The 14,223-nt window shown below is 52.5% G+C and carries 11 protein-coding genes; all 11 read left to right on the forward strand.

Features of this window, described 5'->3' with window-relative positions; all coding sequences use genetic code 11:
- The first annotated feature begins 35 nt into the window (after nucleotides 1-35).
- The 11 genes from B9T62_RS32270 (at nucleotide 36) to B9T62_RS32320 (ending at nucleotide 14,209) form a co-directional block, all read left to right on the forward strand.
- Nucleotides 36-548 carry a S1 domain-containing RNA-binding protein gene (locus B9T62_RS32270; RefSeq protein ID WP_087919009.1) on the forward strand — a complete coding sequence of 171 codons (513 nt, stop codon included), beginning with the start codon at nucleotides 36-38 and terminating at the stop codon, nucleotides 546-548.
- A 346-nt stretch (nucleotides 549-894) separates the two neighbouring features.
- The gene (spoIIE, locus tag B9T62_RS32275) at nucleotides 895-3,402 is read left to right on the forward strand and encodes a stage II sporulation protein E (protein ID WP_087919010.1); all 2,508 of its coding nucleotides are present in this window, start codon (nucleotides 895-897) and stop codon (nucleotides 3,400-3,402) included.
- A 325-nt stretch (nucleotides 3,403-3,727) separates the two neighbouring features.
- A complete protein-coding gene (locus tag B9T62_RS32280) occupies nucleotides 3,728-4,471 on the forward strand; it encodes a vWA domain-containing protein (RefSeq protein ID WP_087919011.1) in 744 nt (247 codons plus the stop codon).
- Nucleotides 4,461-5,399 (forward strand): serine/threonine protein kinase, encoded by a 939-nt coding sequence (locus B9T62_RS32285; protein ID WP_211296374.1) that lies wholly within the window; start codon nucleotides 4,461-4,463, stop codon nucleotides 5,397-5,399. The genes B9T62_RS32280 and B9T62_RS32285 overlap by 11 nt, the downstream gene beginning before the upstream one ends.
- A 54-nt stretch (nucleotides 5,400-5,453) precedes the next feature.
- Nucleotides 5,454-6,896 (forward strand): tRNA lysidine(34) synthetase TilS, encoded by a 1,443-nt coding sequence (gene tilS / locus B9T62_RS32290; RefSeq protein ID WP_087919013.1) that lies wholly within the window; start codon nucleotides 5,454-5,456, stop codon nucleotides 6,894-6,896.
- A 47-nt stretch (nucleotides 6,897-6,943) separates the two neighbouring features.
- Nucleotides 6,944-7,483: a hypoxanthine phosphoribosyltransferase gene (gene hpt, locus B9T62_RS32295; RefSeq protein WP_087919014.1), complete on the forward strand. Its 540-nt coding sequence runs from the start codon at nucleotides 6,944-6,946 to the stop codon at nucleotides 7,481-7,483.
- A 109-nt stretch (nucleotides 7,484-7,592) separates the two neighbouring features.
- Complete coding sequence (ftsH, locus tag B9T62_RS32300) at nucleotides 7,593-9,644, forward strand: ATP-dependent zinc metalloprotease FtsH (protein WP_087919015.1); 2,052 nt, start codon at nucleotides 7,593-7,595, stop codon at nucleotides 9,642-9,644.
- Nucleotides 9,645-9,985: 341 nt separating this feature from the next.
- Entirely contained in the window at nucleotides 9,986-10,924 is a 939-nt protein-coding gene (gene nadA / locus B9T62_RS32305; RefSeq protein ID WP_087919016.1) for a quinolinate synthase NadA, read from the forward strand.
- Nucleotides 10,925-10,963: 39 nt separating this feature from the next.
- Complete coding sequence (gene nadB / locus B9T62_RS32310) at nucleotides 10,964-12,580, forward strand: L-aspartate oxidase (protein ID WP_087919017.1); 1,617 nt, start codon at nucleotides 10,964-10,966, stop codon at nucleotides 12,578-12,580.
- Nucleotides 12,570-13,445, forward strand: a complete 876-nt coding sequence (nadC, locus tag B9T62_RS32315) for a carboxylating nicotinate-nucleotide diphosphorylase (protein WP_087919018.1) — start codon at nucleotides 12,570-12,572, stop codon at nucleotides 13,443-13,445. The genes nadB and nadC overlap by 11 nt, the downstream gene beginning before the upstream one ends.
- Nucleotides 13,442-14,209 (forward strand): type III pantothenate kinase, encoded by a 768-nt coding sequence (locus B9T62_RS32320; protein ID WP_087919019.1) that lies wholly within the window; start codon nucleotides 13,442-13,444, stop codon nucleotides 14,207-14,209. The genes nadC and B9T62_RS32320 overlap by 4 nt, the downstream gene beginning before the upstream one ends.
- The last annotated feature ends 14 nt before the right edge of the window (nucleotides 14,210-14,223 follow it).

Here is a 14,223-nt window from a genome sequence, read left to right on the forward strand (position 1 = left end):
GTCTGTATATTTTTAAGGGAGGATCATTTTATTCTATGGCAATTGAAGTGGGCACCAAGTTAGAGGGCAAAGTGACAGGCATCACGCATTTCGGAGCATTTGTGGATTTGTCGGGAGGTGTCACAGGTCTCGTTCACATCTCGGAAATCGCCGATAATTACGTCAAGGATGTCAACGATCATCTGAAGATCAGTGATGTAGTAACAGTCAAGGTGATCAACGTCGACAAGGATGGTAAGATCGGACTTTCCATTAAGCAGGCTGTAGATAAGCCGGCATCGGAAGTACGTCCACCCAGAGCTCCAAGACCTGAACGTCCAAGCGGTGGAGACCGTTTCGGCGGCGGTGGCGGTAATGGCGGCGGCGGTGGCGGCGGTGGTGGAGGATTCAATCGTGAACGGGGTGGGCGTCCATTCAAGCCTGCAGCCGGTAAACCTTCATTCGAGGATAAAATGTCACGGTTCCTGAAAGACAGCGAAGAACGGATATCTTCGATCAAGAAGAACACAGAAGGAAAGCGTGGAGGCCGTGGAGCCAAACGCGTATAACTGAACAATAGCACATCATCAATAACCGCTGGGGCGTAACTGCTCTTTGCGGTTTTTTTGTCGTGACCCACAAATTGCCGACAGGATCACTGCTGTTTTCACATCATGCCGGGGCAATCGCTGACGAATGGCTGCGGACTTTCTGCGCGGACGCTTGCGGCACCTATACCTCTGAAGCGCTCAAGCGCTGGCGGTGCAAGGCTTGCGCAGGCTTTTTGACAGAATGTCGGCGCAGGCTTTTTTGTCGGAAATTTCTTATGATCCCCTCTCCATTTCTGACAAACTTTCTCAGTCGCCCCGCTATATAATGGGGAACATAAAATTCTAAACGGGTGGTGCAGGGGAAATGGGAAAAACCAATGTGGTGCAGTTGTCGGAGTGGACAAGAGTAGAAAATGAGGAGAAGGTTCAAGGCGGGGCTTGGAGTGCGCGGTTAAAAGCCTGGACCCTGAGACAGCCGGCCATTCAGCTCGCAGCCGCTAGAAAATGGATTGTACTGCTGAGCTTGATGGGCTTTCTGTTGGGACGTGCCATGATTCTGGACGAGCTGTCACCGTTTGCCTTGGCTTTTTTCGCGGTCATTGTATTCATGCGCAAGGACTCTGTCCTGCTGGTGGCCGGAGCGGTTATTGCCGGAAGTCTGTTTACCCCTTATCCCGGCGGGCTGGTGATTACGGCAGAATTGATTATTTTCTTCCTGGTCTATAAAGGGATGGAGAGTTTCCAGAAGATCGACCTGTCTTATGCGCCGCTGATGGTGTTTGTCTCCTCCTTTATGGTCGGACTGTTCCAGATTGTGCTCGGCCCCTCCATAACCTGGTATCCGCTGATGATGACTGGTCTCGATGCCATGCTGGGATTCGTATTGACGCTTGTATTTGTGCAGGCGCTTCCGCTGCTCATCTATAAGCAAAAAAGCCGGGCCCTGCGGAACGAAGAGGTGCTGTGCCTGATCATTCTCCTTGCTTCGGTTATGACCGGCCTGGTGGGCTGGACCGTGAACGGGCTGTCGCTGGAGCATATTCTCTCCCGGTTCCTCATCCTGCTGTTCGCGATGGCCGGAGGTGCACCGCTAGGGGCTGCTGTGGGCGTCGTAACCGGACTGATTCTCAGTCTGGCCGATATTGGGGCCATCTATCAGATGAGCCTGCTGGCCTTCTCCGGCATGCTGGCCGGGATGATGCAGGGCGGGCGCAAAGGGGCCGTGTCCATCGGCATGCTGCTCGGCTCTACGATTCTATCGGTCTATTTCACCGGACCGGGTGATATGATGGCCTCCACCTGGGAGACTTGCGCCGCCGTGTTGCTGTTCCTGATCACCCCGAAGGGGATGATCTCGACCATTGCCAAATATGTGCCGGGTACGGCTGACCATAGCCGTACACAGCATGAATATGCCCGAAGGGTAAGGGATTTGACGGCTGACCGGGTGACGGAATTCTCTCAGGTGTTCCGCCAGCTCTCCAGCAGCTTCGGCCAGATTCCACGGGCGAGCGAAGCGGGCAAAACGGACCGCGAGATGGAGGACTTCATGAATACGGTAACAGAGGGCGCCTGCAAGGGCTGCATCCGCCAGAGTCATTGCTGGGATTCCAAGTTCTATCAGACCTACCGATATATGACAGATATGATGACAACAGTAGAGGAATGCCCGGATATTACCGCAGCCCAGCTGCCGCCGGAGTGGAGCCGGATCTGCGGTAAGACGGGCGAAGTGCTGGAGGTCATGAAGGGCCAATATGATCTGTACCAGCATGATATGCGCTGGAAGAGACAAATATACGACAGCCGCCAATTTGTGGCCGAGCAATTGTCCGGAGTGTCCCAGGTGATGGAGGACCTGGCCAAGGAGATCAAACGGGAGGGCCAGGCGATGTACCGCCAGGAGGGCCAGATCCGTGAGGCGCTGGAGAAACTGGGGTTATCCATTCATGCCATTGAGATTCTAAGTCTCGAACCCGGCCGGGTGGAGATTGAGGTGGTTCACGCCTATACACGAGGCTTCGATGAGTGCCGCAAAATGATTGCCCCGCTGCTCTCGGACATCCTGGATGAGAATATTGCTGTGATGAGTGAGACGGCAGTCCATCCGCGTGAAGGCTTGTCCATGGTCACCTTCGGTTCGGCCAAGGCTTATGAAGTGAATACCGGAGTGGCCGGAGCTGCCAAAGGAGGGGACATGTTCTCGGGCGACAGCTTCAGTACGGTTGAGCTGGGCAACGGCACCTTTGCCGTATCCATCAGCGACGGGATGGGCAACGGCGAGCGGGCGCGGATGGAGAGCAGTGCGGCGCTCGGGATGCTGGAGAAGTTGCTGCAGTCCGGCATGGACGAGAAGCTGGCCGTGAAGTCGGTCAACTCCATTCTGCTGCTGCGCTCGCCGGACGAGTTCTATGCCACCGTGGATATGGCGCTGATTGACCAGTATTCGGCGCAGACCACATTTATGAAGATCGCTTCTGCTCCCAGCTTCATCCGGCGCGGCAGCGAGGTGATTCCTGTAACCGCAAGCAATCTGCCGATTGGCATCATCAAGGACATTGATGTGGATCTGGTCAGCATGCAGCTTCGTCCCGGGGATATTCTGATTATGATGACTGATGGGATCTATGATGCGCCCGGCTATGCTGTGAATAAAGAGATCTGGATGAAGCGGCTGATTCAGGAGCTGGAGGGCAGTGACCCTCAGGATATGGCCGACAGCCTGCTGGAGAAGGTCATCCGCTACCAGGGCAATGAGATCCTCGATGATATGACGATTGTCGTCAGCCGGATCGATCATTTCCATCCTGAATGGTCCAGCCTGCAGATGCCTGGGATTGGCCGGATGGAGCGCCCGCGTACAGTAAGCTAACAGACCGCCCATAGCTATGCGCGGAGATATCCATAATCCGCGCAGGCCTTGGTTCCTTCTCTTTCAATGCCGCTGGTTCAGCGGCATAATCTTTAGATTGATACTAGAGTGTATCTAAGAAACGAAGGGGAAGTTTGGAACTGTAGAAGCGGCAGCGTTCGCCTTTGTCCTCGGATTTCAACCGCGATCGGAAGTCCAAACATTTCCTGTAGTTTCCTTGATCGCTCGGATGTTGATCTAAAGTTTTGCATCCCTGCGGCGTTTGAAATCTCTCATTTGCGGATATGCTAGAAACAGAGGTTTCAGCAAAGGAGAGTGGATGGTTATGAAGCAAATTTTGCTCATTACAGACGGGTGCTCAAACGTAGGGGAGAGTCCGGTGCTGGCGGCAGCACACGCATTGCAGGAGGGAATCACAGTCAATGTGGTAGGTGTAGTCGATTATGGGACGATTGGAGATATCGGGAGCCGGGAGATTGCAGACATCGCCAAGGCGGGCGGGGGCCTGAGCCGGATTGTCGGAACACCGCAGCTGGCGCAGACGATCCAGATGATGACCCGCAAGACCGTGGTTCAGACCATTCAGCAGGCGGTTAATAAAGAGGTGAAAAAAATACTGGGTGAAGGTTCGCTGGAGCAGCTGCCGCCGCTGCAGCGCTCGCAGGTGGTCAGCGTGGTGGATGAGCTGACAGAGACCTCTGCGCTGCGCATCGCGCTGCTGATTGATGCCAGTGCCAGCATGAAGCCCAAGCTGGCTGCGGTGGAAGAAGCAATCCGCGACCTGGCGCTCAGCCTGGAAGCGCGAGAGGGGAGGAGCGAAATCTCCGTATTTCATTTCCCCGGCCGCACCAGCAGCGAGGATGCGGTGCTGGATCTGGACTGGACAAACGATCTCTCAGGCATCCGCTCCTTGTTCTCACGGATGCGGATGCGGGGAGCTACGCCGACAGGTCCGGCGATTTTCAAGGTGCTTGAACACTATCGTTATGATACACTGGATGGATATCGCAGCGGTCTGGCGGAAGAACACAATGAAAGAGAAGGGATGATTGGTGGGTATGTCGTCTAATCCGCCTTATCCTACCGGCACCGTAATCAGCGGCAAATGGCGGGGAAACCGTTATATTGTCCAGCGGCTGCTGGGAAGGGGCGCGAACGGAACCGTATATCTCGTGCAGCGAGAGGGAAGACGGGAGCAGTACGCGCTAAAAATCGGATACGATACGCTTGACCTGCAGTCGGAGATTAATATGCTGACCTCCCTGCAATCATGCCAGAAGCGAAGTGAAGACAGGAGCCGCCGTGAGCATCCGCTGTCGTCCTATTTTCTGGAGTCGGATGACTGTGCCGGCAGCAAGGAAGCGCCGTTTTATGTGATGCGCTATGTTGAAGGCAGGCCGCTGCACCAATTTCTGTCCAGGAACGGACCGACGTGGCTTGGCCTGGTTGGCCTCGGGCTGCTTGAGAAGCTGCATCGACTGCATGAATGTGGTTTTATCTTTGGGGACCTGAAGCCGGAGAACGTGATGGTATCGAAATATGGACAAGTCGAGCTGATTGATTTCGGCGGAGCCAGTCCCAAAGGCCGCAGCGTCAAGCAATTTACCGAATGGCATGACCGCGGCTTCTGGAATGCCGGCAGCCGGACGGGGGATGAGAACTACGATCTGTTTGCCTTTGCTGTGCTGTGCCTTCGCGTGCTGGATGAGAACGGGCTGAAGTTGGCTGCACAGCAGCTGCCGCAGACCCGTAGCGTGGAGGAGCTGCTGCGGCTGGCCCGCAAGCTGACTGACAAGAAGCTGTCCTCCTGGCTGATTCTGGCACTTAAAGGCGGATTTGCCGGTTCTGCGGAAGCCTTGGACATCTGGCGCAGTCATATTTACAATTCACGCCAGAAGAGACCGGACAGCATGGAAACCCCGCGCTGGCTGAAGAATACCTTTGCCTTGTCGCTGTTTCTGTTAGCCTTTACGATCTATTGGGTGTTTCGTTTCTGAGCCTGCACCCATGGTGCAAGCTTTAATACATAACTGGCTGGAAGGGGGCCGCATATGGAGCAACTGAATGGATTGGTGGAATCTGTATTAGCGACTGCGGCCGACCAAGGGCTGTGGTCACCGGGTGATACCCTTGTAGTCGCAGTTTCCGGAGGCCCGGATTCTGTGACTCTTTTGCATGTTTTACACGAGATATCCCTGCGTTATCAGCCGCTTCGCTTAATCTGCGCTCATGTGAATCACGGCTTCCGCGAGGAATCGCGCGAGGAAGCGGAGATGGTGCGGAAGCTGGCTGCGGAACTTGCGATACCGTTCGAGCTTGCCGAGTTTGATATTCCCGGCTTTATGAAGGAGAGCGGGCTTGGACCACAGGAAGCGGCCCGGGAGAAGCGGTACCGGTTTCTGATTGACACGGCTCACCGTTACGAGGCGCAGGGGGTGGCACTGGCCCATCATGCCGATGACCAGGCCGAGACGGTGTTGATGCGGGTGCTGCGCGGAAGTGGCCTAGCCGGCCTCTCCGGGATGAAGTGGAAGCGCACCGAAAAAAAGGTGGAACTGATCCGCCCCTTCCTGCGTATTAACAAAACGGCTCTTGTAGAGGTATGCCGGGAAGAGGGTTACGCCTATGCCGAGGATGCCAGCAACCAGCTGACCAAATACATCCGCAATGCGGTGCGTCTGGAAGTGCTGCCTTTTCTGGAGAAGTATAATGGCAAGGTGAAGCAGTCGCTCTTGCAGCTTGCAGAAATTGCCGGAGCTGAAGACGAGTATATGGAGGAAATGGCTCTAAAAAGCTATGAAGAACTCGTTTCCCGGGAACCGGGCAAATCTGCCTACGACAGAGCGGAATTTGCAGCCCTACCCTCCGCTTTACAACGGCGTTTGATTAAACTAATATTAAATTATCTGTCGGCGGACTCATCTTCATTTGATTTTCCCAAAATTGAAGCTGTGCGCCGGGGAACGCTGCAGGAGCACCCCACTACATGGAGTTTGCATCTGGGCGGAGGCCTTACCTGCAGTCGGCAATATGATACCATTGTGTTCTCGTCCAAGCCCGTGCAGCAGCAGGCAGGCTATACATATCGGCTTTCTTTTCCCTTTGCACCGGTTGGATTAACGGAAATCGGGAAAATAATAACGATGACGGTGCTGGAGAGAGAAAGTTTTAATGTACTGGGGGAAGATTGTACAAAGATGTCAGCATGGTTTGACAGTGATGAGCTGATCTTTCCACTGACGGTTCGATCCCGATTGCCTGGAGATACCATAAGAGTCATGGGATTAAACGGAAGCAAAAAGGTAAAGAATATTTACATTGATGATAAAATACCTGCTTCCCAGCGTAATTTAATTCCTCTCGTGTGTGATGGTCTGGGTAATATTGTCTGGATTCCGGGCGTAAGACGCTCGATGCATGCCGCAGTAGGGCGGCATACAACCTCGGTACTTCTGTTGTCCATGGATAGCAAGAGTGGCAGAGAAGAGCCGTGAAGGCTCCAATGAAGGTTTTGATATGGATAATTTAGGAGGTTCGCAAGTTGCAGAACGATATTCAGGAAATCTTGATCAGCGAAGAGGAAATTCAACAAAGAATCAGGGAGCTTGGCGCCCAGCTGAGCACGGAATATGCAGGACGTACGCCTTTAGTCATTTGTGTGCTCAAAGGCGCGTTTATATTTATGGCAGATTTGGTTAAAGTGATTACAGTACCCGTTGAAATGGATTTCATGGCAGTATCCAGCTATGGGGCATCAACTAAGTCCTCCGGTGTTGTGAAGATCATCAAGGATCTGGATGTACCGGTTGATGGACGTGATGTACTAATTGTTGAAGATATTATTGACAGCGGCCTTACGCTCAGCTATCTGATTGAACTGCTTCAGGGCCGGAATGCATCATCGATCGCAGTGGTTACGCTGTTTGATAAGCCTGCAGGCCGTACGGTCAATCTCGAAGCCGGTTATACCGGATTTGTATTGCCGGACGAATTTGTGGTAGGCTACGGACTGGATTACGCCGAACGTTATCGGAATCTTCCTTACGTCGGAGTGCTCAAGCCGGAGATCTATTCGAACTAACTGATCGGCAGCCCTGGATCCCTTGAATCAGATACCTGAACTTTCCATATTTGAGGTGTCCCGACAGGCTATGGTACAATAACTTGAGTGTTGTGAGAGGAGGTAGGGGATGAATCGGTTCATCCGGAATTCTGGTTTTTATTTGATTTTATTTTTAGTTGTGGTGGGCATTGTCCAGTTTGTGAGCAATGGAAATGAAGCCGCCGATTTCCCTAGATATGACGAGTTGAGGCAGGAACTTGCCAAAGACAATGTCAAGAATCTGACGGTCCAGTTTGAAGACAATGCTTTTAAGGTGACAGGTGAATATAGAGAGTTGACGGGTGATTCTAAATCGAAAAGCTTCTCCACATATATTCCCCCTACAGATGATGCGTTGACTCAGCTGGTAGCAGCCAGCGATGCAAACGGCATCGAATACGTCCAGAAGAAGATGGAAGGCAACAGCATCTGGCTGACATTCCTATCCTCCATTATTCCGCTGGTTATCATGTTCATTCTGTTCTTCTTCCTGTTTAATCAATCGCAGGGCGGCGGCGGCAAGGTCATGAATTTCGGCAAGAGCAAGGCCCGGTTATATAATGAAGAGAAGAAGAAGATCAGCTTCGAGGATGTTGCAGGCGCGGACGAAGAGAAGCAGGAGCTTGTCGAGGTCGTGGAATTCCTGAAAGATCCGCGTAAGTTCGCAGCTGTAGGCGCACGTATTCCTAAGGGCGTACTGCTTGTGGGTCCTCCCGGTACCGGTAAAACGTTGCTTGCCCGCGCTGTAGCTGGTGAAGCGGGTGTTCCGTTCTTCAGCATTTCCGGTTCGGACTTTGTGGAAATGTTCGTTGGTGTCGGTGCATCCCGTGTACGTGATCTGTTCGAGAATGCCAAGAAGAATGCTCCATGTATCATCTTTATCGATGAAATCGATGCGGTTGGACGCCAGCGCGGCGCCGGACTCGGCGGCGGACATGACGAACGCGAGCAGACACTCAATCAGCTCCTGGTGGAGATGGACGGATTCGGAGGCAACGAAGGCATCATTATCGTAGCGGCGACTAACCGCGCTGATATCCTTGACCCTGCCTTGCTTCGTCCGGGACGTTTCGACCGTCAGATTACGGTTGACCGCCCAGATGTCAAGGGCCGTGAAGCTGTCCTTGCGGTTCACTCCCGCAACAAGCCGTTGACCAAAGACGTTCGCCTGGATGTTGTAGCCAAGCGTACAACCGGATTCACCGGTGCGGATCTGGAGAACCTGCTGAACGAAGCGGCCTTGCTGGCTGCACGCCGTAACCGCAAGGATATCTCCATGCGCGAGGTGGATGAAGCCATTGACCGTGTTATTGTCGGTACAGAGAAACGCAGCCGCGTGATCAGTGACCGTGAGAAACGGATTGTGGCTTACCATGAAGCGGGCCATACGATTGCCGGCTATTTCCTGGAGCATGCAGATATGGTTCACAAGGTAACGATTATCCCGCGCGGACGCGCCGGAGGATATGTGATTATGCTTCCGAAGGAAGACCGGATGATTGTTACCAAGCAGGAACTGCTTGATAAGGTAACCGGACTGCTCGGCGGACGTGTGGCTGAAGAATTGTTTATTGGCGAGATTGGCACAGGAGCCTACAGTGACTTCCAGCAGGCTACACGCATTGTGCGCGCCATGATCATGGAATATGGGATGAGTGACAAGCTTGGACCGATGCAGTTCGGCACTTCTCAAGGCCAGGTATTCCTGGGCCGCGATATTGGGCATGAGCAGAACTACAGTGATTCCATAGCTTATGAAATTGATCAGGAAATGCAGAACTTCATTACTGCAAGCTATGAGCGCTGTAAAGAACTGCTCATCAAACACTCCAAGGAAATGCATCTGATTGCCAACACCTTGCTGGAGAAAGAAACGCTTGAGCTTGAAGAGATTTCTCAGCTGATCGAACAGGGTTACCTGAATGAAGACGGCAAGCCGGATGAAGCTGGAGCCGAAGCGGTTGCGAACGAAGCCGGAGAACCAGTTATTGATTCTATCGGTGATGTGCGTGTCCGGATTCAAGGCAAGGATGATGACGGTAAACCTGAGCTGACCAAGGAAATTCCGAACAAACCGGAACCTGAGGCAGACAAGGAACCTGGAGATAACAACAATAACGGCGGCGGAAGCCTGGTATAATTGTTCAGGACCGCTGCATAAGCAAGCTTAACCGGAGAACTCCACTGTTCTCCGGTTTTTTTTCGAAATATAAGAAAGGATAAGTTTCTCCTAATCCTCTATACTTCTATTTTCCGCAGAAACGGATGTTGTTCTCTTGCAGAGGACGGCGAAGCCGTTTTTTCTTATCTCCCAGTACTTCATCCGATTAGGTCGGGCTGTCCGTTCACATTGACAGGCGCTGGAACCTTGTGTACATTAGTGATTAATATATTAACTATGTAAGAAGTGCACGTTCTATTATCAATTTAACTAGAATGCGCCGGCATACAGCCGTGAAGACATAAGGGGGATAACAAACAGTGGAAGCTCTGGCGCTGGAGCGCAAGCAGGAACAGAATCGTGAATTACGTATACGTCTTGAACAGCTGAAGAAAGAACGTAATGCCATTATCTTGGCGCATTATTATCAGCGTGACGAAATTCAGGAGGTTGCTGATTTTCGGGGCGACTCTTTTTTACTGGCACAGAAGGCAGCCGAGACAGATGCTGAGGTTATCGTGTTCTGCGGGGTTCACTTTATGGGGGAGAGCGCAAAGATTCTTGCACCAAACAAGATAGTGCTGATTCCCGATGAACGTGCCGGCTGTCCCATGGCCGATATGGTGAACGTGGAGGGACTGCAGAGGCTCAAAGCCCAGCATCCTAATGCTAAAGTGGTAACTTATATTAACTCTTCCGCCGAAATTAAGGCAGAAACCGATATTTGCTGTACTTCAGCTAATGCTGTGAAAGTTATAGAGTCTCTTGATGCAGAAGAGATTATCTGGGTACCCGACAAGAACCTGGGCCAGTATGTGCAGGACCAGACCGGCAAGAAACTGATTATCTGGGAAGGCTATTGCAACACCCATGATATGCTGACCGTCAAGGATGTGGTGGAGATGAGAGCCAAATATCCGGAGGCGGAATTCGTGGTTCACCCGGAATGTCGTCCCGAGGTAGTAGCTATGGGCGACTATGTTGGCAGCACCACATCGATCTTGGAATATTGCCGCAAGTCGGAGCGCAAGCAATTTATTGTGGGCACCGAAGACGGAACCGGCTACCAGCTCCGCAAGGACAGCCCGGAGAAGGAATTCCATTTCGCCACCAAATTCCTGGTCTGCCCCAATATGAAGGTTAACAACTTAAAAAAGCTGGTAAAATGCCTGGAGACAATGAAGCCGCAGATTTATGTGCCGCCCGCTGTTGCCGACAAAGCCAGAACTTCCCTAGAGCGCATGCTACAAGTCCGGTAGCATGCGCTACTCTTTCGTTGAAACAGGTGAAACGCGGTCATGATTCCACAATATTTGGTTGATTTTGATCTAGGAGAGCTCCCCGTAGTCCAAACGGATTGTATTGTCATTGGTTCAGGCATCGCTGGTCTGTTCGCAGCCATCAAGGCCAGTGAGGACCGGCGGGTGATTATGATAACCAAAAAAACGCTGATGGAAAGCAATACCCGTTATGCCCAAGGCGGTATAGCGGCTGTTATTGCTGAGGATGACTCCCCTGCCTACCACCGTCAGGATACTTTAATGGCCGGGGCGGGACTTTGCTCATCGGCCGCGGTGGATGTTCTGGTCAATGAAGGACCGGAGGGTGTACATGAGCTGATCCGGCTCGGCACGCTGTTTGACAAGGAGGACGGTGTGCTTGCCCTGACTAAGGAAGGCGCCCATAGCCACCGCCGTATTCTTCATGCCAATGGCGATGCGACTGGTTATGAGATTGTACGTGCTCTGGCAGAGCAGGTAGCAGAGCATAAGAATATTGAAGTGTGGGATGATCATTATGTCATAGATCTGATTACGGATGGCGGAGAATGTGTGGGTGCGCTGCTGCAGCGGCCAGGTGGCGGTCGCCTGTTTCTGCAGGGAGATGCCACGATTCTCTGCTCCGGCGGCGCAGGGCAGTTATACCGTTATACGACCAACCCCGAAGTAGCTACCGGAGATGGAGTGGCTATTGCCTACCGCGCCGGAGCCCATGTTCGTGATATGGAATTTATCCAGTTTCACCCGACCGCGCTCAGTTATCCCGGGGCACCCCGTTTCCTGATCTCCGAGGCTGTCCGGGGTGAAGGGGCCGTCTTGCGCAATATTAAGGGAGAGCGGTTCATGGACAGATATCATGAGCTGTTAGAGCTGGCTCCGCGTGATATCGTAGCCCGGGCTATCGTCAGTGAGATGGAGCTTACCAAATCAACTTTTGTATATCTGGATATTACCCATGAATCAGTGGATATGGTGAAGCACCGTTTTCCGACCATTTATGAGACTTGCATGGGATATGGACTGGATATTACAAGTGACTGGATTCCTGTGGCTCCGGCTGCGCATTATATGATGGGGGGCATCAAGACCGATCTGAATGGAGAGAGCAATATTTCCCGTTTGTTTGCCTGTGGGGAGGTCTCCTCGACTGGACTGCATGGTGCAAACCGGCTGGCCAGTAATTCATTGTCCGAGGCTATAGTGTTCGGGCGGCGGATTATAGAGCGGATACGTGAGCTGCAGCCGCTGCAGCGTGATCAGGTAGCGGTAAGCTGCAAGCTGGGGCGTGTGGAATCACCAACGCAGGCTATTGTGGAAAGACGGCTGAAGCTGCAGAAAGTCATGGTCCGTTATGCCGGTCTGCGGCGTAATGAGGATATGCTGCATAAAGGTCTTGAAGAGTTGAAGCGGCAGCTGCCGATCTTTAACTCTTGCTTAACTAAACGTGAAGAATACGAATTCGCCAATATGCTCACCTGCTGCCTGTTGATTACAGAATCGGCACTGGCACGTGAAGAAAGCCGTGGTGCGCATTACCGTGAGGATTATCCGAAACGTGATGACGCCCGCTGGCAGAGACATCTGCTGCAGATACGTGAGCTGGGACTAGTGGAGGAATTAAGTGATGATGTTTAATGGCTATAATGAAGAGCTGCTGCAATCCATCAAGGGCTGGCTGCATGAGGATGTTGGCTCTGGAGATATTACAACCCGTACAACGATTGCCACTGGCCATGAATCGAAAGGGATTATTCATGCTAAGGAAGATGGAATCATCTGCGGCATTCCTGTAGCGGAGCTGGTGTTTGAAGTGGTGGATCCTACGCTGATTTTTACTGCTTTTGTTAAAGAAGGGCAACGCGTTTCCAAGGGAACTGTGATCGCCGAAGTGGAAGGCAGCACGCATGCCATTCTGACAGGGGAGCGTCTGGCGCTTAATCTGATGCAGCGCTTATCAGGTGTGGCCTCGAGAACGGCTGCATTCGTGGAGGAACTGGACGGCTTGCCTACCCGGCTGGTCGATACGCGCAAAACCACCCCGGGCCACCGGATGCTGGAGAAATATGCAGTCCGGGTCGGTGGCGGAGCCAACCATCGTTATGGTTTATATGATGCCGTAATGATCAAAGATAACCATATCAAAGGAGCCGGCGGGATACGCCAGGCGGTCTCGCGTGCACGGGCAAACATCCCGCACACGATGACAATCGAGGTGGAGACGGAGAATCTGGAACAGGTGGAGGAAGCCCTGGCCGCAGGTGCCGATATTATCATGCTTGACAATATGTCCACCGATATGATGAAGCAGGCGGTGAAGAGAATCAAGACCAAAGCACCTCATGTCAAGACAGAGGCGTCCGGCAATGTCTCTCTGGAAACCGTGCGTGCCATTGCAGAATCCGGCGTAGAAGTGATCTCTGTAGGACGGCTGACCTATTCCTTCTCAAGTCTGGACATCAGTCTGGATCTCAATGCCAAGAAGGAGGGATCGCGCTCATGATGCTGGCTGTAGATATCGGCAATACCAATATTGTCCTGGGCGTGTACAAGCAGCGCGAGCTGCTGCATCATTTCCGGCTAAGCACGGCGCGCCAGTCCACGGTAGATGAGTATGGGGTGCTGATTCACAATTTATTTACGATGTCCGGCATCGCGGTCAATCAGGTGGAGGGAGTGATCATCTCTTCGGTGGTACCGCCCCTGGTCCAGACGATTGTCGACATGTGTGTCAAATATATCGGCAAGGACCCGCTGCTCGTTGGCCCCGGAATTAAGACAGGTCTTAACCTGCGTTATGAGAATCCGCGCGAAGTAGGGGCTGACCGTATTGTGAATGCGGTTGCCGCTATCGAGCAATACAAATGTCCGCTCGTCGTAGTTGATTTCGGCACAGCCACTACGTTTGATTGTATAGATTCAGGCTCCAATTATCTGGGTGGAGCGATTGTTCCCGGCTTAGGTATCTCTACAGAAGCATTATATCAGCGGGCTTCGAAGCTGCCGCGGATTGAGCTGGAGAAGCCGAAGAAGGTAATCGGCCGCAATACGGTGCATGCGATGCAGGCAGGGATTATTTTTGGCTATGCCGGTCAGGTGGAAGGAATCGTAAGACGGATTAAGGTGGAGATGAATGCGCCTAACCTGAAGGTAATTGCTACCGGCGGCCTTGCGCAGTTGATTGCCGGGGAGACTGACTGTATTGATGAAGTAAATCCTCTGCTGACACTGGAAGGATTGCGAATTATTTACGACCGCAACAAATAAAGATAAAGAAGCCT

This window comes from Paenibacillus donghaensis, assembly GCF_002192415.1.
In the GTDB taxonomy this organism is placed as follows: Bacteria; Bacillota; Bacilli; order Paenibacillales; family Paenibacillaceae; genus Paenibacillus_AQ; species Paenibacillus_AQ donghaensis.